Consider the following 18,968-nt stretch of genomic DNA (forward strand, 5'->3'; position numbering starts at 1 on the left):
CGGGGCGGAGGCGGCAGTGCTCCTGCGCGCCCACGGGGGCCGGTGGGGTCAGGGCCGAGGGGGCGATTGAGGGGCAGTCGGGGGCGCAGGGGGCTCCAAGAAGCGCGCAAGGAACTCGTAGGTCCGCACGAGACGATCCAGGCGCTGGCGTGGAGAGGCCGAGGCCGACATGTCGTGTCCCACCTCAGGGTACCGCACGTACTCGACGGGCCGATCCAGGATCTTGAGGCGTTTGTACAGGCGCTCGCCCTGAGACGGCCCCACACGCCGGTCGGCCCCGCCCTGCATCAGCAAAAGCGGCGTGCGGATCCGGTGCGCGTACGTGAGCGGCGAGTTGCGGTGAAGGGCGGTCCAGGGCGTCTGGGCGGTCGAGTCGGGAGACGGAAGCCGGGAGGAGAGGACGGGGTCGCCGAGCGAACGCGGCGGAACGCCGTCCCAGGGATATCCGCCAAACTCCGCCGGCACGAGACGCCACGCACGGCCGCCCCCCAGCAGGGCCGGGAGGTCGTACACGCCGTTGAGCGCAACGGCCGCGGCGAACCGGTTCGTTCGGCCGAGAATCCAGGCGGTCAGGGTGCCGCCGTACCCGGTCCCGCCGAGGGCCACCCGGGTGGAGTCCGTCCACGACAGCGCCGCGGCAGAATCCGCAAGGGCGAGAATATCGCGGGCAGGACCGGGGCCCCAGTTTTTGTCGTTAGCGCGCCGGAAGGCCGTTCCGAAGCCCGCCGAGCCCCGCGGAAACCCCTCGACGAGCCCCAGGCCGCGGCCCGTGAGGTACTGCCGCTCGAACCACGCCTCCGGCGTATAGGGGGCACTCAAGGCCGGAGGTCCGCCACGCGCCTGCACGAACAGGGGATGCCGGAGCGAGTCCGCGAAGGCGACCGGCCGCGTCACCCATCCGGTGACGGCGAGGCTGTCGTGGGAGACCGTCATGCGGTCGGGGGGTGCCACCTGTCGGCGAGACAACCACTCGGCGTTGGGGGTGGCAAGGGGCCGCTCGTTGTTGAAGCTGACGGTATTGGCGTAGAGGGCCGAGGGCGTGGTTGGGTCCGTTGAGGCGTATACGGCGGTCGCGTCGGTCACGTCGAACGAGTGTATGGCCCGTGCGGCCGACGTCAGTTGTTCAGCCTCGGCGGGCCGAACCATGGTCGAGTCGAACGTGAACGTATTCCGCGATGTGGCCCGGTCCGTGGGCAGGGTTGGGCTTGGGGCCTGGGGAGCCCCGTCGGTCGTGTCCTGGGCGAAGGGGGTGAAGCGGAAAAGGGGGCGTCCGCCCTCCGAGGGGGCCGTGGTGTACAGGTACCAGCCATCGGGGGCCCATGTGACCGACGTCACGTCGCGGTCGAGGGCGCTCGTGAGAATGCGGGGCTGGGAGCGGCCATCCAGTGCAAAAAGCCCGATCTCGGCGGGGGCGTCGCTCGAAGGGGCGAGCGATTCGACTCGGAAGGCCACCGTGCTGCCGTCGGTCGTGACGGAGGGGGAGGTCAGGGTATGGTTCTCAATGCGGAGCAGGCGACGGAGCCGAGGGGTGTTCAGATCGGCCACGTACAGGTTGCGCCGACGGACGCGGTCGGGCGATTCGTTCGTGGCGGGCATCCCGCTTACGACGACCTGCTCGCCCCCGGGGAGCCAGTCGGCCTGGCCGTAGGAGCGGTAGCCGCCCGTCAAGAGGCGAGGCGTGGGGCGCGGCGGGCGCCCGGAACGGATGCCCGCGGGAAGGTCCACCACGTAATGATGGCGGTAGGTCGGCGTGGGCCGGAGTTGCCGCTCGCCCTGTATCTCGAGCCGGGAGGAGACGAGGGCCGTCCCGGAACGGCGGTTCTGGTGCATCCATCGCCGGACCTGTGCGAGGGTGCCGTTCGGGGCGGCGGCGGTGTCGGGCCGCACGGCAACCGTCGTCGTATCGGAACGGAGCCGAAACCGGTCAAACACCGCCTGTAGGCTATCGGGCGAGAGGCCCGCGAGGCGACGCACGGGCGGGGCGGTGAGGGTGTCCGAGAGGGACGAATGCCGCGGAACGTGGAGGGTGTCGGTCGTGTCCGTGGGCGTCTGAGGCCGGCCGTCCGCGTCCACCGCGAGGGTATCGACGGGACGAAGCGTCCGGTCGTGTCGGAGGACGAGAAGGGTGTCGGGCGGAGGGGTGCGAATGGTATCCGACGCCGTGCGGCCGGGGCGTTCAGTAGGGGGACGGCGGGCTGTCTGGCGCCGAACGGCCGGCTCGGGGACGTGGCTCGCGAAGAGCAGTCGCTCTCCATCCGGGCCCCACTGGGGGGCCTGGGCCCCGTGTGGCGTATCGGTCAGCCGATACGGAACGCCTCCGTTGAGAGGAATCACGAACACCTGCGGCGTGCCGTTTACGGGGCGGACGAAGGCGAGGTGTGTGCCGTCGGGGTGCCAGGCGGGCGCGCGGATGTCGTGTTCGTCTTGGAACAGCAGGCGCGGATCGTCCCGTCCGCTCGTCCGGGCCACGTACAGCCGGGCACGAGGCGCGGGGGCCTGGCCGGGTGAGAGGCGACGCACCGTGTAGGCCACGGACCGCCCGCGGGGGGACAGGGCGACCTCCGTCACCTCCCGTATCCGGTACAGGTCCCGGGCCTGGACGGGCCGCTCCTCGTCCGAGGAGACTTGTGCAGATGCCGCCGTGGGAAGGAGGAGGCCCGTGAGGAGACCCACCAGAAGGACAGGGACGGTCGTGCGGCGGACGCTAGGGGGATACGGTGACGCCGAGCCGGAACAGATTTGCATCAACGCCAGGATTGATTTGTCCACGAAAGCCATTCGACAGGTGGTGGTAGCGGTAGCCAGCAGTGAGAGTCAGGGTGGGGGTCAGGACCACACGGACGCCCGCCCCCACATCGAACATAAAGTTCAGCGACCGTCCTAGCGCATTGGGGACGGAGCGGTCGAAAAACGCGAGGCCGGTGCTTCCCGCGACGAACGGTTGGACGCGTTTGTGGGGCCGGTAGGTGAGGCGTAGGCCCGCCGGGCGGACCCCAACGCCGACTGCGGTTCGATCCTGGGGACGAGAGGAGGACATCCGCGCCGGACTCGATTCGTCGGATGGGAGGGAGGGAAGGGCGCCAGACGGGATCGACAGGAAGAGAACGGGAAGCAGGTCTGCCGTGTACGTGAGGGTCGGGCCGTCGAAACTCGGAGAGGGGGAGGCCGGCGCCAGGAGGCGGTGGTAGTGCAGCCCAACCAGTCCCACTCGGGCGCGCCGGATGTTTCCGATGAGGCGTCCGGTCGCGAACGAACCGGCGGCCCATACGCCGACGGCATTCGTAGAGGGGGCGGGAGCGAGGCCGTCCGTCGTCTGGCCCGCGCAGGGGACAACGACACCGAGGCTGACAAGTACAGTGAGGACGATAAGGCGAGCGTGCAAAATCGGGAGCAAGTTCGTCCGTAGCAGCGCGTGAGGGCGGGGGCGCATCCAGTCCAGCAACACACGGCTCCGGAGTCCGGGGCCGTGCGAGCAGTTCATTCTCTCACTCAACCCCATCCTACATGGAGCTTTTCCACAACCAGTACGGCGACTCCGGGCCTCCGTTCATCCTTCTCCACGGGCTTCTGGGCGCGCACGGCAACTGGCACACCCTCAGCCGGACGGCGTTCCAAGACGTGGCCCGCGTGTACGCCGTGGATCAACGCAACCACGGACGGTCGCCCCACGCCGACGCAATGGACTACCCAACCCTCGCGACGGACCTGCGCCGGTTCATCGATCGGCACGACCTCGCCCCGGCCGCCGTGCTGGGCCACTCGATGGGCGGGAAGACCGCCATGCAAGCTGCGCTCTCGCATCCGGATCGGGTTGACCGGCTGATCGTCGTGGACATGGCCCCGAAGGCGTATCCGCCCCACCACACCAAACTGCTGGATGCACTCGCCCGCATCGACCCGACGGCGTACGACGGCCGCGACGAGATTGACGACGTACTGGCCGAGGACGTGCCGTCCTGGCCCATCCGCCAGTTTCTGCTCAAAAATCTCGACTACGACGGCGAGACCTACACCTGGCGCATGAATTTGGACGCCATTCGTGCGCACTACGACGACATTACGGCGGCCCTGCCCCGCACGCCGACCTACGAGGGCCCAGCCCTCTTCGTGCGGGGCGGGGCCTCGGACTACGTGGCCGACGAGGACCGCGAGGGCATCCGGGCGCGCTTCCCCAACGCCGAGCTCGTGACCATCGACGGGGCGGGCCACTGGGTCCACGCCGACGCCCCCGACGCACTGGCCGAGGTGGTAACCGACTTCCTCACCGAGGCGGCACCGTGAGCGGGGGTCGACACGAGGCGCGCCAGTTCGTAGGTTGCGGGCGCACCGTTCTCGTACAATTCCCCACGTGTACTCATGGACCTAGGACTTTCGAATCGGACTGCTTTCGTGGCCGGGGCGAGCAAGGGGCTGGGCCGGGCGACCGCCCACGAGCTCGCCCGGGAAGGGTGCAGCGTCGCCCTGTGTTCGCGGGACGGAGACCGCATCCGGACGGCGGCGAAGGCCATCCGCGACGATACGGGCGCCGAGGTGTTGCCCCTCGTCTGTGACGTCACCGATGCGGAGCAGGTCGAAAGCGCCATCGCCCAGACGGCCAATACGTTCGGCGGCCTCCACGTGCTCGTCACCAATGCCGGCGGCCCGCCCTCCGGAGCGGCCACGGAGCTGGACCCGTCCGACTACCGCGACGCGGTGGAGCTGAATCTGATGAGCACCATCTCGCTCTGCGACGCCGCGCTTCCACACCTCCGCATGGCGGCGGCGGAGGACGACCATGCCCGCGTCATCATGGTAACGAGTGTGTCGTCGAAGCAACCCATCCCCACCCTTGCGCTGTCCAACACGGCCCGCGCGGGTGTGCAGGGCTACGCCAAGAGCCTGGCCGACGACCTGGGGCCCACCGGGATCACGGTCAACACCGTGCTGCCCGGCTACACCCGCACCCAACGGCTCGAAGACCTGGCCGACGAGATACAGGAGCGAACCGGCCAGTCGCGGACGGAGATCGAGGCGGGCTGGGCGGACGACAACGCGCTTCCACGCATCGGCGAGCCGGACGAGTTTGCCGCGACGGTGGCCTTCCTCGCCAGTGCGCGTGCCGGCTACGTGACCGGCGTGGCGTTCCCCGTCGATGGGGGACGCAGCAAGCACCTCCTGTGAGGCGCCGCGCGCTCCCCATCGGTCGGGGAGAAAATAAAAAAGCCCCGGACCGCGGGGCGGGGAGGGGGAGGGCGCGGCCCGGGGCAAAAACCCTGGAGCGGACGGCAGCCTGTGGCTGCTGCCCTGTCGTAATTCACCCGTTCATAAGCACACGCAGATTTTTTTGCTCCGCTAACTTTCGGTGAACCGGGCCGATTCACCGAAATTTTCTGCCCCTCACGGAAAGGGACGGGGGCGCCTTCGTCCGGGGGGCTCAGTGGAGGTCGAGGAAGGAGTCCAGGGCATCGAAAAAGGGTGCTGGGGCTTCCCAATGGGGGAGCAGGCCCCCGGGAAGGGCCTGGTGGGAAAGGTCGCGGGCGTTTTGGGAGAGGACCGCAGGGAGTCGCTCGAACGACTGCACGGTGGAGCCGGGCGTGGTGGGGGTAAGGAGAAGGGTGGGGCGGTAGAGGCGTGCGTAGACGTCGTCTGAGACGTTTGGGACCGAGAGGGTGCCGTCCACGAACCGGAGCGGGGCCCGGTAGGCCCCACGGACCTGCGCAGTCTGTTCGGCGTAGTCGAGCAGCGCGTCGGGGATGGCGTCCGGGCTCAGGAAGATCTGCCGGGCGTAGTAGTCTCGGAGTGACGCGCGGCGGGTGAGGCGGTGGTAGAGCAGTTCGAACGTGCCGGTGTGGTCGGCCAGGGCGAGCCCCAGGCGGCCGGGCGTGGACGGGCCCTGCGTGGGGGCGAAGCCGGTCGGGGACACGAGCACGAGTCGGCGCACGAGCGGGGCGGCCTGCAGGGCCACCTGGGCGGCGTACTCGCCCCCCAACGACAACGCGACGACGTCGGCGGGGGCGCCGGGCACCTCGTCGAGGAAGTGGTAGAGCTGTCGTTCGTACAGCGCCGGGGCGTAGGTGCGGGGCCCCCGGTCCGACCGCCCGAAGCCGAGCCAGTCGAGCGCGTAGACGGGCCGGTCGGTGGTCGCTGCCAGATGCTCGGCGATGGGCTGCATCTCGCGGCTCGACGCGACGGCGTTGAAGCTGTGGAGCAGCACGACCGGCGGCCCGGTGCCGGGGCGGACGTAGCATTGGGCACGGCCGTCCGGCGTCTCGACCGGACGCGGTTCCAGATCGAGCGCCGGGGGCAAAGACAGCGGCGACGGCAGCGTGCGTCGGTAGGCCCAGCGGGCGGCGGCAAGGCTGGCGTAGGTGCCCGCCAGGGTCGCCCCGGCGGTCAGCACGGCGCGCCCGAACGAGGAGGACGAAGACGAATCGGACATCGGAACGGGAGGGGGGCAGAAACAATAGATCGGATCCTCGAACGCCGCTCCGGCACCGACGTTCAGCCTGGAACCCGTCCCGCCCCATTGGCTACGCCCTTGTGGACGCGTCCGGACGGCCGAGCATGCCCCTGTAGCTCAACTGGAGAGAGCGGTGGCCTCCTAAGCCGCAAGTCGCGGTTCGAGTCCGCGCAGGGGTACTGCGCATTTCAGTCAACCATTGGTAGACGTATGAGCACCTGTGCGGCCACCAACAAGGACGGAACCCCGTGCAGCAATTCCACGGCGGCGGGCAGTGCGTACTGTCACGTGCACCAGAACGCCGGTGCGGACACGGAGGCGGACGAGCACGGGTTCGGGGTGATGCTGGCCAGTGCCCTCGCTGTCATTCTCGTGACCCACTTCCTTCTGCAGTTCGTCCTAGGGGCGTAAGCAGTAACGGGGGATCCAGGAGGCCCCCCTTTGCACAGGGCGGGCAGAGGGTCACCAGAGGGTCACTCCAGGGCCTCGTCGATGTGGGGGCGGAGGTCGTCGATGGTTTCGTACATCCAGTCGAAGTAGCCGGGGTGGTCGCGCTGGATGTCGCGGAGGGTCTTCCCGTCGTGCTTGCCGAAGCACACCACCACCGCGTCGCCGTCCTGCTTGAGGCGGCGCTGGTCGTCGAGATAGTCGCCCCGAATCTGTTGGGCCAGGTCGGCCGGCGTACCGTCGATGTCGTGGTCGGCCAGTTGGCGCTGCAGGACCCGCCCGGCCGCCTCCACGTCGCTGAGGGCGTCGTGGGCGTCGTCTAGCGCGTCGCCGGTGTACCGCTCGTACAGGGCCGAGAGGGTACGCGGACGCAGCACCTGCTCCAGGCGGTACGGGTCGAGGACGACGCGGTCGTCGGGGCCCGGAAGCGTCCGCCCGTGCCGTTCAAATTCGGCCTGGAGGAGGGGGATGTCGTACGCGAGGGCGTTGTAGCCGGCCAGGTCGGCGTCGGCGAGAAGGGGTGCGATGCGGTCAAGGTGAGCCCCGAGCGGGGGCGCCTGCCGGACGGCGTCGGGCGAGAGCCCCGTCAGGTCCGTGACGGCCGCCGGAATTTCCTCCTGCGGGTCGACGAGCACATCGATGGTCTCGTCTAGCGCGGCCCCGTCCCCGCTCGGCACGAACCGCTGCATCCCGATCTGGATGATGCGGGCCGCTTGGGGGTCCGTGCCGGTGGCTTCAAGGTCGAAGAAGACGAGGGGGCGTTCGAGGTGGAGCACGACAACACGGAGTACGGGGAGGGGGACGGTGAGAAGGAGAGAACTGTCTGCTATATGCACGACCGAGAAAGAAGATCAGCGCCTTGCTGAGTGTGCGTTCCGAGACGGATCCTTTCTGCCTAGCTGGCCGGCAACTCTGGCCACACACGGGCGTAGCTGCGGGCACAGTCGTCGAATCCCGGGACTGCACACTCCACTGATCTTTCCCAGACACCGAACGGCCATGGCCCGCCTGCTCTTGGTCTTCGCGCTTCTCGTGTTCAGCGGCTGCTCGTCGCAGTCGCCGTCGGCCTCAGATAATCTGCCCCGTGATACTCTTGAGCGATTCGAGATGGCGGCGGCCTACGCTAAGGTGCACGCCGGCGATGCACTGGTTGTGTGGAAGGAGGGGGACATCGTACTGGAACGGGCGCAGAACGGATACGACCTCGACGACCCACACTACCTGGCCAGCGGTACGAAGTCATTTGCCGGGGTCGCCGCCCTTGCGGCCGTGGCCGACGGGTTCTTATCGCTCGACGAGCGGGTGGGCGAGACGATTTCCGCGTGGCAGGATGATCCGAAAAAGTCAGAGATTACGGTCCGTCAACTTCTGCACCTCACGAGCGGGCTCGATCCGGGCGAGGCGGGGGGCGCCCCGACGTTCGACAAAGCGCTCCGGGCGCCGATGCTCGACGCCCCCGGCACGACATTCCGGTACGGGCCGACTGCCTTTCAGGTGTTTGGGGCACTTCTGCAGCGCAAGCTCGACGGCGAGGACCCGCTGCACTATTATGAGCGCCGTTTGTTCGAGCCCATCGGCGTGGAGGTGGGCGGCTGGGCGCGCGTCGACGGCGAAGACCCGCAACTTGCGGGCGGTGCCCGGCTGACGGCAAGGGACTGGCTTCGATTCGGACGGCTTCTCCTCAGCGAGGGGCGATGGAATGGCGAGCAGGTGCTTCCAGCCGGGCTTCTCGACGCGCTGATGGCTCCGACGCCAGCGAGTCCGGGCTACGGCCTCACCGTCTGGCTCAATGCCGCTGTCCGTCCGGAGGCTCCATTCTTTGAGCACGCGCCCCGTACCCTTCAGCCGGACGGCCCGGACGGCATGATCTACGACGAGGGCCCCAGCGATCTCTTCATGGCTGCGGGCCTCTTTAATCAGCGGCTGTACGTCGTTCCCTCACGCGAGATGGTCGTCGTGCGGTTCGGCCGGGCGGACGCCGCCTGGAACGACGCCGAGTTCCTGGCGCGCCTGCTCGACGGGCGAGCGTACGAGGCTTCTACGCAGGGCCGGCGACCACTGGACAAACGCGTAGAACTGATCACTACCGTCCACCTGCGACAGCTCGACGCGGCGGTGGGCCTGACCGAGGCGCAGGAGAGGGCCCTTCATCCCATCGTGGAGAAACAGATTCGAGGGCTGGCCAAGATGCGAGGAGCGCGGGAACAGAGCGACTCGCTACGTCGCCAGGAGCGACGCCGACGGCTCCGAACGCTTCGCAGGCTCCGGCGGCGAACCGACCGCGCTATTGAGGCCGAACTTACCGCCGAGCAGGTAGACGCCTATCGGTCCTTCCGTCACGAGCAGCGCGATCGCTGGCACAAGGCGTGGCGAGAACAGCGTTGATTCCAAAGAGCGCCTCCGCGAAGAACGAAGAGAGGCGGGGGCGAAGCCTCCTGAACTGCCGGGAGGGATGCAGGATGGTGGTGGGCTTAATGTTGCGGGAGCACCGAGTCGAGCCACTGCACGAGGGCGCTCTGGTCGCCTTCAGTGCGTAGCTCCAAGAGGGCCCGTTGGAGCGCAAACTCCAAGAGGAGGCTTCGTGACACGGTCGTGGCGTACCGGGAGCCGAGAACCGACACGGCTTTCTCCAGCTGGCGGGAGAGGTCCGCCCGCACAGACCCGACGGAGACCGGCTGGAGGGACGGGTCCGGTTCAGGAAGCTCCGACGGGGGCGCCATGGAGAGGGCCAGCTTCTGCTCCAGGGACGACGCTTCGGCGTGCGAGTCCGCCTCGCGGGGCCGGTCCGATTGAACCTCGGGCGCGGGCGGCGGGGACTGGGTGGCCTGCTCGGTGGCGTCGGGGGGAGGGGCGTCGTACACCATGTCCTGATCCACCGCCTTCATCCAGCCGGGGATCGTGCCGTCGCCATTGAGGGAGTTCGACGAGGACGACTTGCTCATGGGAACGTCGGGGTCAGGCAGGAATCATGCGGCAGTCGCAACGCGGGAGCGCTCGACGACTTCGTCGGCGAGGTTGAGGTAGTACGAGGCGGCGTCGGCGGCCCCGTCGTACTCCATGATGTTTGTGCCGTGGGTGGCCACCTCATTGACTTTTGAGCGCCACGGGATGGCGGTCTCGAAGAGGATGTCGGAGTACACGTCCTCGAACTTCTCCTGCATGTCGCTCACCAGGCCGGAGCGCAGGTCGAGGTCGTTTGGCAGCAGGCCCAGGATCCGCAGGCTGTCGTTGTGCACCTTCCGGATTTGCTTGATGGTATCTTGGAGCTGGCTGACGCCCCGCATGCTAAACCGGTCGGCGTGGATCGGCACGATGATGCCGTCGGCCCCGGCCAGGGCCGTCGCGATGCTGCGGCCGAGGGACGGCGGGCAGTCCACCAGGCAGTAGTCGTGCTTCATGGTGGAGCTGGAGTTGCGCTGCACCTCGGCCGTGCGGAATTCCTGGACGCGGCACCGGAACTGCTGGGGAAAGACCGGGCTTCGGCCGATGACCGAGTCGAAGCTTGCCGCCGCCATGCGCCGGTCGGAGGGGATGAAGTCGATCCCGACGGACTCGGACGTGCGGAGCACGTTGGCGAATGACCACTCGTCGGTTGCGTCTCCGTCCCAGGTGGCGAGGGAGTCGAAAATGGTTGCGTCATCGTCGGTCGCCTCCCGCCCCATGAGCCAGTCGGTGGCGTTCATTTGGGGGTCGTAGTCAATGACCAAGGGATCGTGGCCCTTGTGTTTGAGGGCCGTGGCCAGGTTGACGCTCGTGACGGTCTTCCCAACCCCGCCCTTCTGGTTGATGACGGCAATGGTGTACATAACACTTTGGGGCAACGACGAGGAACAAGAGCTGTAGCGTTTGGCTCTTTAAATCGCCGCAAAGAGTATTCCGGGATGCCGAAGGCACAACGTGACGGACGTGTCGCGAGGGGAATGGAGAAAGTACTCACGTCGATGGGTGCATATGTACACCGTCGGCGACGCCCCACCAGGATGCCGTAGGAGCGGCGCGTATCGACGGCCCTGCCTGACGATCTTTACGAGCCCCGTCGGTTTACTCGGCACTGCGGAGGAAGGACGCGGCGACGGGGAGGTGGTCGCTGGTCGCGGCCATCGAGTCGGCAGGCAGGGGGCGGGCCACGCGGATCGAACCGTCCACGAGCCGGTCAGAGAGGGCGGGATTGGGCAGAAGGTAGTCGAGCTGACGGACGGGATTGTCCGCGGGATGGGTAGGGGGGGGCGGTCGGACAGCGGGTCCGTAAACCGGATGTCCCCCGGGACGCGTCCGGGCTGGACCGAGTCCGGCGCCGGCCGGTCGGGGTTGTTGAGCAGAAGGCGCAGCTCGGGGCTGTCGGGGAGCGAGTTCAGGTCGCCCGCCACGAGCATCTTAGCCGCCGGTCGGTCGTCGCGCAGGCGAGACAGCTCCGCGTGCAGGAAGCGAATCTGGCCGATGCGCCAGCCCCGATCCGCCGCGCTGCGCCCGGCCTTTAGGTGGGCGCCGATCAGCGTCCATACTCGGTTTGGCGCGACCCGCACGTCGGCCGTCCACAGACGGTGGTTGGTGAGCGACTGGGCCGCGGGCTCGCCGTTGTCGGCCTCCTGGCCCACGATGGGGGTCACCACGTCCGCGTAGTTGCGCACCACGCCGAGCGGGTAGCGGCTCAGGAGCACCACGTTCATGTACCAGGTGGGGCTCTCCACGGAGGTGGCGAAGCGGTATCCTGTGTCTCCGAGGCGGTCTTCGACGAAGGACTGGAGGAAGGCCTCGCTCTCGGCCTCCTGCAACACCAGGAGGTCCGCGTCGAGCCGGCGCAGGGCCCGGGCCACGCGCCGCTTCCGGTTCTTCAGGTCCGGTGCGGGGGTGTTTTCGGTGCCGGCATCGATGTACGGGTTGTCGTGCCCGTCCACGAAGTGCTCTAGGTTCCAGGTCGCGACCCGGATGGTATCGGCTTCCGGAAACGCGTAGTCGGCCGGAAGGGCCATTCCGGTCGTGGGAGCGGGAGACGGGGCGTCCGGCCCGCAGGCGGTGACGAGGCAAACCGTAAGGAGAAGTGGAAGGAAGGAGCGCATGAATGGGATGCAGCGTGCGATTGGCGGAGGCGGGAGGGGTGTGAAACGTAGGCCCTGGCGCGGACCATCGTGAAGGCTGAAGTTTAAAACCCGGTCCACTTTCTTCCACACACCCATCGAGTCCAGTGTCTTCTGCGTATTTGGGGCTTGGGTCCAACGAGGGCGACCGCCTGGAGCACCTGCAGCGGGCGGCCGAGCGGCTGCAACAGCGCGACGCCCTCACCGTGGTGGGCGTCTCCCCCGTGTACGAGACCGAGGCCCACACGACCTCGCCGGACGAGACGCAGCCTCCGTTTTTGAACGCCGTGCTTCGGCTGACCGTCGAGGCCGACCCGCGTTCCCTCCTCCGAATGGCGCACGCGGTGGAGCAGGCGGAGGGGCGCACCCGGACCGCGGAGCAGCGGTGGGGGCCCCGCCCGCTGGACGTCGACCTACTGGCGGTCGGACCCCTCACCCGAGACACCGAGGCCCTCACGCTTCCCCATCCGCGCCTTGCGGAGCGCCGGTTCGTGCTCCGCCCCTGGGCCGACCTCGCGCCAAACTTCGTCGTCCCGCCGCCGTTCGACCGCTCTGTGCAATCACTGCTCGATCAGTGCACGGATCCGGCTTCCATTCGACGGACGGATCACACGATTGGGGAGGGACGAGCCTCCCCTGAAGCCCCCGGTACGGAGACGTAAGTCTCCGAGTACCCCGGCGGGGAGGGCCCGAGCCGACGACTCCGCCGGATGCGCCCCGACGTTCCTCCCGAAACTGCCACGCCCAATGCCCCCGACGACCCCGCCGGACGCTCTCGACTACGTGGCCATTGAAGGCGCAATCGGGGCGGGCACCACCACCCTCACCGAGCTCCTGGCCGACCGCTTCGAGGCCGACCCCGTACTCGAACGGTTCGAGGACAATCCGTTTCTGGAGCGCTTCTATGAGGACCGGGAGCGGTGGGCCTTCCAGACGCAGCTCGCCTTCCTGGCAAGCCGGTTTCGGCAGCAGAAAGAGCTGTCCGAGCGCGACCTCTTCCGCGACTTTGCGGTCAGCGACTACACGTTCGACAAGGACCGCATCTTTGCCCGCCAGACGCTGAGCGGCGACGAACTCCAGCTCTACGAGTCGCTCTTTCGCCTGATGGAGCCGACCGTCCCGTCGCCCGACCTCGTGGTGTACCTGCGTTCCTCCCCCGAGCGGCTTCTGCAAAACATTGAGAAGCGCGACCGGCCGTACGAGCGCGACATGGATCCAGGCTACATTGCGGACCTTCACGAGGCCTACGACCAGTACTTTCGGCAGTACGAGCGCACCCCGCTCCTCGTGGTGAACGTCGCGGAGATGGACTTCGTCGAGCACCCGGCGGACTTTCGGGCACTGGTGCGGCACATCGTTGCCCCGTCCGACGAGCGTTCCCGCTACGTCCACCCGTCGTAGCGGCGGGGCTTGTCCCGACAGCACGGCCTTTCGCAGACGCGCATCATGGAGTACCTCGTTCTTGGCATCATTCTATACTTCATCCTGCGGACGTCCGGGAACCTCGTCCGTCTGATGGGGGGCGAGGAAGGGACGTCCTCCCGGAAGGGCCCGACGCACGAGTCCCCATCCCGTCAAACCGAGTGGAAAGGCCCCTCGCCCCGGAAGCGAACGGGGACGGCGCGCGACGAACCGACGTTCTGGGGAAAAGACGTGGAGGACGCAAACTGGCGGGACGTCAACGGAGAGGCCAGTCCCCAGGGCTCGTCTCGCTGACGCCCGGTCGGCGTTACTCCGACGTGCCAAACTCGAAGGTGAGAGTCGTCTGGCTGGCAACCGGCTGTCCGTTCTGTTGCGCGGGGCGGAAGCGCGACCGGCGGGCGGCAACGAGAGCGGCCTCCTCCAGGCCGTGGTCGAGGCGCGCGACGGGGCGAGCCCGTCCCTCGTCCGGGAGCCGCCACCGTTTGAGGACAGTTGCCCCCGTCACCCGTCCCGTCTCGGACACCTGCACGGCGACGCGAACCCGGGCCTGTACGCTCGCCTCGCGGGCAGCGGTCGGATAGTCGGGCTGTACGGCGCGGAACAGACGGGCGTTGGTGTCGGGCGTGCGGGCCGCACGGGGCGTGTCGGTCGTGCCGTCCCGCAACTGGTCGTCGTCCCCGGGGACGTCGACGGCCAGAGCGGACGTGCCGAACTCGATCTTGTCTTCGATCACGACGTTGTTGGGGACGACCTTGGGGGGCGCCGGGGCGGGTGGGGGCGGCGTCTGCTCGCGGGCCTGTGCCGTCGGCTGCACCTCGTTAATTTGGATGCGGTCCGCACTCCGCTCCCCAAACGGACCGTCTGGGGCCCGTGGGGACGGCGCCGGCCACCAGCGCACGAGCGCAACGCCGAGCGCCAGCACGACGGCCAGCGCCCCGAGAAGGCGGCGTCGGTACGCGTGGTCGGACCTGAAGGCAGCAGCTCGGCGCATCGAACGGACGGGCGGTCGGGGACAACATCGTATCTTTAAGAACGGGGCCCAACATCTGTTTCTGAGCGGGGGGCGGCCCCGGTTTGTGATGCAACCGTGAGGGGGCGTTTGAAAACCAGCGAAACGAGGCCGCAGTCCAGAAATCCGGTTGCGAAACTTTTCGGCCTGCTTGTACTTTGATCGGCAGGTTTTGCCAACGCCACCAATCCCAAGCGCCATGTCTCCCGACATTCCCCCCGAACCCGGGCCCTGCTCATTGGCACCGACCCCGTTGGATTAGTTCCTCTGCCCTCCCCATTTGGGGAGGTTTTTTTATGGCCCCTGGCGCCGCCGTTTGTCACTGACTCTCCTCCTGTCCCATGACCCACGCATCCTCCTCCCCGACCCGCGATCCTGCCAAGCTCGTTCTGTCCGACGGCACCGTCGCCCGAGGCGTGGCACTTGGCCAGCGAGGGCTGACCGGCGGGGAGCTGTGCTTCAACACGAGCATGACCGGGTACCAAGAAATCATGACGGATCCGTCGTACTACGGCCAGCTCATGATGATGACTCAGCCCCACATCGGCAACTACGGCGCCTCGGCCGAAGACATGGAGGCCGATACCCCGATGGTCGCGGGCTTCATCGTCCGCGATTACCCGCGCCGCCACGCCAACACCCAGGCCGACGAGACGCTCGAGGCGTTCATGCGGCGCCACGGCCTCGTGGGCATTGCGGGGGTGGACACCCGGGCCCTCGTGCGACACGTGCGGGACAAGGGCGTCATGAATGCCGTCATCTCGTCCGAGGCCCTGGAGGAGGAGACGCTCCTGCAGAAGGCGCGCGACTGGCCCAGCATGGCGGGCCGGAAGCTGGCCTCGGAGGTGAGCACCGATGGCCCGTACACGTTCTGCGAGGGCCCCGGGCCGCGGATTGCGGTGTACGACTTCGGGGTCAAGCAGAACATCCTGCGCTCGTTTCGCCGGCGGGGGTGTACGGTGAGGGTGGTGCCGGGCGACACGGACCTGAGCGAGGTCCGTGCCTGGGACCCCGACGGGCTCTTCTTCTCGAACGGCCCCGGCGACCCGCGTCCCATGTCCGACGCGATCGAGACGGTGGGCGAGGCCATCGACACGGGCCTCCCGATCTTCGGCATCTGCCTGGGGCACCAGCTGATGTCGCTGGCGGAAGGGATTGGGGTCTACAAGATGCATGTCGGCCACCGCGGGGCCAACCATCCGGTGAAGAACCTTGACACCGGGCAGGTCGAGGTGACGACCCAGAACCACGGCTTCGCGGTCGATCCCGAGTCGATTGCGCCGGAAACCGCCCGCGTAACGCACGTCAACCTGAACGACGACACGATCGAGGGGCTTGAGTTCAAGACGTTCGCCGGCATGTCGCTGCAGTACCACCCGGAGGCCTCCCCCGGCCCGCACGACAGCCACTACCACTTCAACCGGTTCATGGAGCTGGTGGCGGAGGAGCGGGACGTGACGCTGCCGGCGGCCGCCACCGAGCCGGCGGTCGCGACGGCGTAGGCGACCAGGAGGGGGCCGGCACCGGCGGCACGGCGACCGCCGGCCCCCGAGAATCATCGGCGTCGGGGAGGGCCCCGACGTCGCTCACTCATCACGCACCACGCACCACACACTCCCCAAATGCCCAAGCGCACCGACATCGAGACCATTCTCCTCATCGGGTCCGGCCCCATCGTGATCGGGCAGGCCTGCGAGTTTGACTACAGCGGCAGCCAGTCGGCCCGGGCCCTGATGGATGAGGGCTACCGGGTGGTTCTGGTGAACTCCAACCCGGCCACCATCATGACCGACCCGCTGATGGCCGACGAGGTGTACCTCCGACCGCTCACGCCGTCGTCCATTGCGCAGATTGCCCGTGAGGAGGAGCCGGACGCCGTGCTGCCCACGATGGGCGGCCAAACCGGCCTCAACGTGGCGCAGGACCTGAAGAAAGACGGGTTCTGGGATGAAGAGGGCATCGATGTCATCGGCGTCGACATCGACACGGTCCAGATCACCGAGGACCGTCAGGAATTCCGAACGCTGATGGACGACATCGGGCTCGACCAGTCCCGCAGCGACACGGCCAAGAGCCTGCTGGAGGCCAAAGAAATCACCCAGGAGCTGGGAGGGCTGCCGGTCGTTATCCGGCCGTCGTACACGCTTGGGGGCTCGGGGGGCGGCATCGTCTGGAAGGAGGACGAATTCGAGGAAATGGTCACCCGTGGCCTGGAGCTCTCCCCGGCCCACCAGGTGCTGATTGACGAGTGCCTGTTCGGGTGGAAGGAGTACGAACTGGAGCTGCTCCGCGACCCCAACGACAACGTCATCATCATCGCCTCCATCGAGAACGTGACGCCGATGGGCGTGCACACCGGCGACTCGGTAACCGTCGCGCCGCAGCAGACGCTGACGGACAAGCAGTTCCAGCGGATGCGCGACGCGGCGATCAAGGCGATGAACTCGATCGGCACCTTTGCGGGCGGGTGCAACATCCAGTTTGCCTTCGAGCCGGGGACCGGGCGCATGATCGTAATCGAGATCAACCCGCGGGTGAGCCGCTCCTCGGCCCTCGCCTCCAAGGCGACCGGCTACCCCATCGCGAAGGTGGCCTCGAAGCTGGCGATCGGCTACACCCTCGACGAGCTGCCGAACGAGGTGACCGGCGATACGAGCGCCTGCTTCGAGCCGTCGCTCGACTACGTGGTCACCAAGATTCCGCGCTTCAACTTCGACAAGTTCGAGGGGGTCGACGAGGAGCTGACCACGCAGATGAAAGCGGTCGGCGAGGTCATGTCGATCGGGCGCACGTTCAACGAAAGCCTGCAGAAGGCCTGGCAGAGCCTCGAAATCGGGTACGCGGGGCTCGGGGCCGACCGCCCGGACGCCGACCGCGAGACGGTGCGCGAGCGGCTGACGGCCCCGCGCTGGGACAACCTGCTGCACGTCCGCCACGCCTTCCGGTACGGGGCGAGCGTGGAGGAGGTACACGACATCACTCAGATCGACAAGTGGTTCCTCTACCAGATCAAGGACCTCGTCGCCCTTGAGGAGGCGGTCCGCTCCACCCCCCTCCGCGAGATGGACGCCCGCTTCCTCCGAGAGATCAAGCGCGCGGGCTTTTCCGACGAGCAGATTGCCTTCCTCGTCCCCGAGGACGTGACCGACCGCGAGGTGCGCGCCCACCGGACGGACGAGGACGTGACCCCGGCCTACCAGCTCGTCGACACCTGTGCGGGCGAGTTTCCGGCGGAGACGCCCTACTACTACTCCAGCTACGAGACCGTCAACGAGAGCACGGTCACGGACCGGCCGAAGGTGCTGATTCTCGGCTCCGGCCCCAACCGCATCGGGCAGGGCATCGAGTTCGACTACTGCTGCGTCCACGGCGTGAAGGCCGCCCAGGAGATGGGCTACGAGGCCCTCATGCTGAACTGCAACCCCGAAACGGTGTCCACGGACTTCGACGTGGCGGACAAGCTCTACTTCGAGCCGGTCTTCTGGGAGCGGGTGCAGGACGTCATCGACCTGGAGCAGCCGGAGGGCGTCATCCTCCAGCTTGGCGGGCAGACGGCCATCAAGCTCGGCGAGCGGTTCGAGGAGGACGGCATCCAGGTCCTGGGAACCTCGTACTCGAAAATGGACCTCGTGGAGGACCGGGGCAAGTTCACGTCCATTCTGCAGAAGCTGGACATTCCGTTCCCCCCCTACGGCGTGGCCCATTCGGTGGAGGAGGCCCTCGAGACCGCCGGCCGTCTCGGGTATCCGACCCTGATCCGGCCCAGCTACGTGCTCGGAGGGGAGGGCATGCGCATCGCCATCAATGAGGACGAGGTGGCCGAGTACGTGGGCAACGTGCTGGAGACATATCCGGACAATGAGATCCTGCTCGACCGCTTCCTCGAAGACGCGGTCGAGCTGGACGTGGATGCCATCTGCGATGGCGATGAGGTGTGGATTGCGGGCATGATGCAGCACATCGAGCCGGCGGGGGTCCACTCCGGCGACTCGACCGCCGTCCTGCCGCCGTTTAGCCTCTCCGACGAGGTGCTCGATACCATTCGGGAGTACGTGCGGGCCCTCGCCTTCGAGCTGGACGTCCTCGGCCTCGTGAACGTGCAGCTCATCGTCAAGGACGGAACGGTGTACGTCATTGAGGCCAATCCGCGCGCCTCCCGCACGGTCCCCTTCATCGCCAAGGCGGCGGGCATTCCCATTCCCGCCATCGCCACGAAGGTCATGCTGGGCGAGACGCTCGAGACCTTCCGCGAGCGGGGCGACCTGCAGTCGGACCTGGAGGAGTACGCGATCAAGGAGCCGGTCTTCTCGTGGGACAAGTTCCCGGAGGTGCCGAAGGAGCTCGGGCCGGAGATGAAGTCGACCGGAGAGTCGATCGCGTTCGTGGAGTCCCTCGACGCCGAGCAGTTCGAACAGCCCTACGAAATGAAGGACCTATATTTGTCTCGGTAAGCACAGGCGTTCTCGCTAGCGCTGTCGGTGGAAGGAGCGGGACTTTCTGGAATTCACGGAGCGAAGCGGAGTAAATGAAGAACCTGTACCTGTCCCGGTAGCAGGCCGTTGGGGCGGAGTATTCC

At 67.5% G+C, this 18,968-nt stretch carries 17 protein-coding genes and 1 tRNA gene; 10 read left to right on the forward strand and 8 right to left on the reverse strand.

The genetic code is table 11. The features are described 5' to 3' along the window. Nucleotides 1-48: 48 nt before the first annotated feature. Nucleotides 49-2,745: a S9 family peptidase gene (locus SRU_RS04985; protein ID WP_164923545.1), complete on the reverse strand. Its 2,697-nt coding sequence runs from the start codon at nt 2,743-2,745 to the stop codon at nt 49-51. Beyond that, nucleotides 2,705-3,382: an acyloxyacyl hydrolase gene (locus tag SRU_RS04990; protein ID WP_164923546.1), complete on the reverse strand. Its 678-nt coding sequence runs from the start codon at nt 3,380-3,382 to the stop codon at nt 2,705-2,707. The genes SRU_RS04985 and SRU_RS04990 overlap by 41 nt, the downstream gene beginning before the upstream one ends. Nucleotides 3,383-3,504: 122 nt before the next feature. On the opposite strand from SRU_RS04990, the gene SRU_RS04995 reads away from it, so the two are divergent. Further along, a complete protein-coding gene (locus tag SRU_RS04995; RefSeq protein ID WP_011403707.1) occupies nt 3,505-4,281 on the forward strand; it encodes an alpha/beta fold hydrolase in 777 nt (258 codons plus the stop codon). A gap of 75 nt (nt 4,282-4,356) precedes the next feature. Continuing rightward, nucleotides 4,357-5,160, forward strand: coding sequence for an SDR family oxidoreductase (locus tag SRU_RS05000; RefSeq protein WP_011403708.1), 804 nt, complete (start codon nt 4,357-4,359; stop codon nt 5,158-5,160). A gap of 253 nt (nt 5,161-5,413) precedes the next feature. Here the strand turns inward: SRU_RS05000 and SRU_RS05005 are convergent, their stop codons facing one another. Then, nucleotides 5,414-6,418: an alpha/beta fold hydrolase gene (locus tag SRU_RS05005; protein ID WP_011403709.1), complete on the reverse strand. Its 1,005-nt coding sequence runs from the start codon at nt 6,416-6,418 to the stop codon at nt 5,414-5,416. A 127-nt stretch (nt 6,419-6,545) separates the two neighbouring features. On the opposite strand from SRU_RS05005, the gene SRU_RS05010 reads away from it, so the two are divergent. Further along, nucleotides 6,546-6,618 (forward strand) — tRNA-Arg (locus SRU_RS05010). Between the two features lie 31 nt (nt 6,619-6,649). After that, entirely contained in the window at nt 6,650-6,850 is a 201-nt protein-coding gene (locus tag SRU_RS05015) for a hypothetical protein (RefSeq protein ID WP_043552113.1), read from the forward strand. A 62-nt stretch (nt 6,851-6,912) separates the two neighbouring features. On the opposite strand, the gene SRU_RS05020 is transcribed toward SRU_RS05015, so the two are convergent. Then, nucleotides 6,913-7,662, reverse strand: coding sequence for a 3'-5' exonuclease (locus SRU_RS05020; RefSeq protein WP_011403710.1), 750 nt, complete (start codon nt 7,660-7,662; stop codon nt 6,913-6,915). A gap of 223 nt (nt 7,663-7,885) precedes the next feature. On the opposite strand from SRU_RS05020, the gene SRU_RS05025 reads away from it, so the two are divergent. Then, entirely contained in the window at nt 7,886-9,271 is a 1,386-nt protein-coding gene (locus tag SRU_RS05025) for a serine hydrolase domain-containing protein (RefSeq protein ID WP_162892270.1), read from the forward strand. Nucleotides 9,272-9,357: 86 nt separating this feature from the next. Here SRU_RS05025 and SRU_RS05030 read toward each other — a convergent pair whose 3' ends face one another. The 3 genes from SRU_RS05030 to SRU_RS05040 are packed head-to-tail and all read right to left on the reverse strand — an operon-like array spanning nt 9,358 to nt 11,943. Continuing rightward, nucleotides 9,358-9,828, reverse strand: coding sequence for a hypothetical protein (locus tag SRU_RS05030; protein WP_011403712.1), 471 nt, complete (start codon nt 9,826-9,828; stop codon nt 9,358-9,360). A 24-nt stretch (nt 9,829-9,852) separates the two neighbouring features. Further along, on the reverse strand, nt 9,853-10,692 hold the full coding sequence (locus SRU_RS05035; RefSeq protein ID WP_011403713.1) for a ParA family protein: 840 nt from the start codon (nt 10,690-10,692) through the stop codon (nt 9,853-9,855). A 48-nt stretch (nt 10,693-10,740) separates the two neighbouring features. After that, nucleotides 10,741-11,943: an endonuclease/exonuclease/phosphatase family protein gene (locus SRU_RS05040; RefSeq protein ID WP_162892271.1), complete on the reverse strand. Its 1,203-nt coding sequence runs from the start codon at nt 11,941-11,943 to the stop codon at nt 10,741-10,743. Nucleotides 11,944-12,068: 125 nt separating this feature from the next. On the opposite strand from SRU_RS05040, the gene folK reads away from it, so the two are divergent. The 3 genes from folK to SRU_RS05055 all read left to right on the forward strand — a co-directional run bounded on the left by folK (nt 12,069) and on the right by SRU_RS05055 (nt 13,677). Then, the gene (folK, locus tag SRU_RS05045; RefSeq protein ID WP_011403715.1) at nt 12,069-12,623 is read left to right on the forward strand and encodes a 2-amino-4-hydroxy-6-hydroxymethyldihydropteridine diphosphokinase; all 555 of its coding nucleotides are present in this window, start codon (nt 12,069-12,071) and stop codon (nt 12,621-12,623) included. An 85-nt stretch (nt 12,624-12,708) separates the two neighbouring features. Next, a complete protein-coding gene (locus tag SRU_RS05050) occupies nt 12,709-13,362 on the forward strand; it encodes a deoxynucleoside kinase (RefSeq protein WP_103016590.1) in 654 nt (217 codons plus the stop codon). Nucleotides 13,363-13,371: 9 nt separating this feature from the next. Next, a complete protein-coding gene (locus SRU_RS05055; protein ID WP_013061548.1) occupies nt 13,372-13,677 on the forward strand; it encodes a hypothetical protein in 306 nt (101 codons plus the stop codon). A 13-nt stretch (nt 13,678-13,690) separates the two neighbouring features. Here the strand turns inward: SRU_RS05055 and SRU_RS05060 are convergent, their stop codons facing one another. Next, a complete protein-coding gene (locus SRU_RS05060) occupies nt 13,691-14,374 on the reverse strand; it encodes an energy transducer TonB (protein WP_237701972.1) in 684 nt (227 codons plus the stop codon). 359 nt (nt 14,375-14,733) lie between these two features. On the opposite strand from SRU_RS05060, the gene carA reads away from it, so the two are divergent. Then, nucleotides 14,734-15,894 (forward strand): glutamine-hydrolyzing carbamoyl-phosphate synthase small subunit, encoded by a 1,161-nt coding sequence (gene carA, locus SRU_RS05065; RefSeq protein WP_011403719.1) that lies wholly within the window; start codon nt 14,734-14,736, stop codon nt 15,892-15,894. A gap of 120 nt (nt 15,895-16,014) precedes the next feature. Then, nucleotides 16,015-18,843 carry a carbamoyl-phosphate synthase large subunit gene (carB, locus tag SRU_RS05070; protein WP_011403720.1) on the forward strand — a complete coding sequence of 943 codons (2,829 nt, stop codon included), beginning with the start codon at nt 16,015-16,017 and terminating at the stop codon, nt 18,841-18,843. Nucleotides 18,844-18,968 lie beyond the last annotated feature (125 nt).

The sequence above is a fragment of the Salinibacter ruber DSM 13855 genome, from assembly GCF_000013045.1.
GTDB classification, from domain to species: Bacteria; Bacteroidota; Rhodothermia; order Rhodothermales; family Salinibacteraceae; genus Salinibacter; species Salinibacter ruber.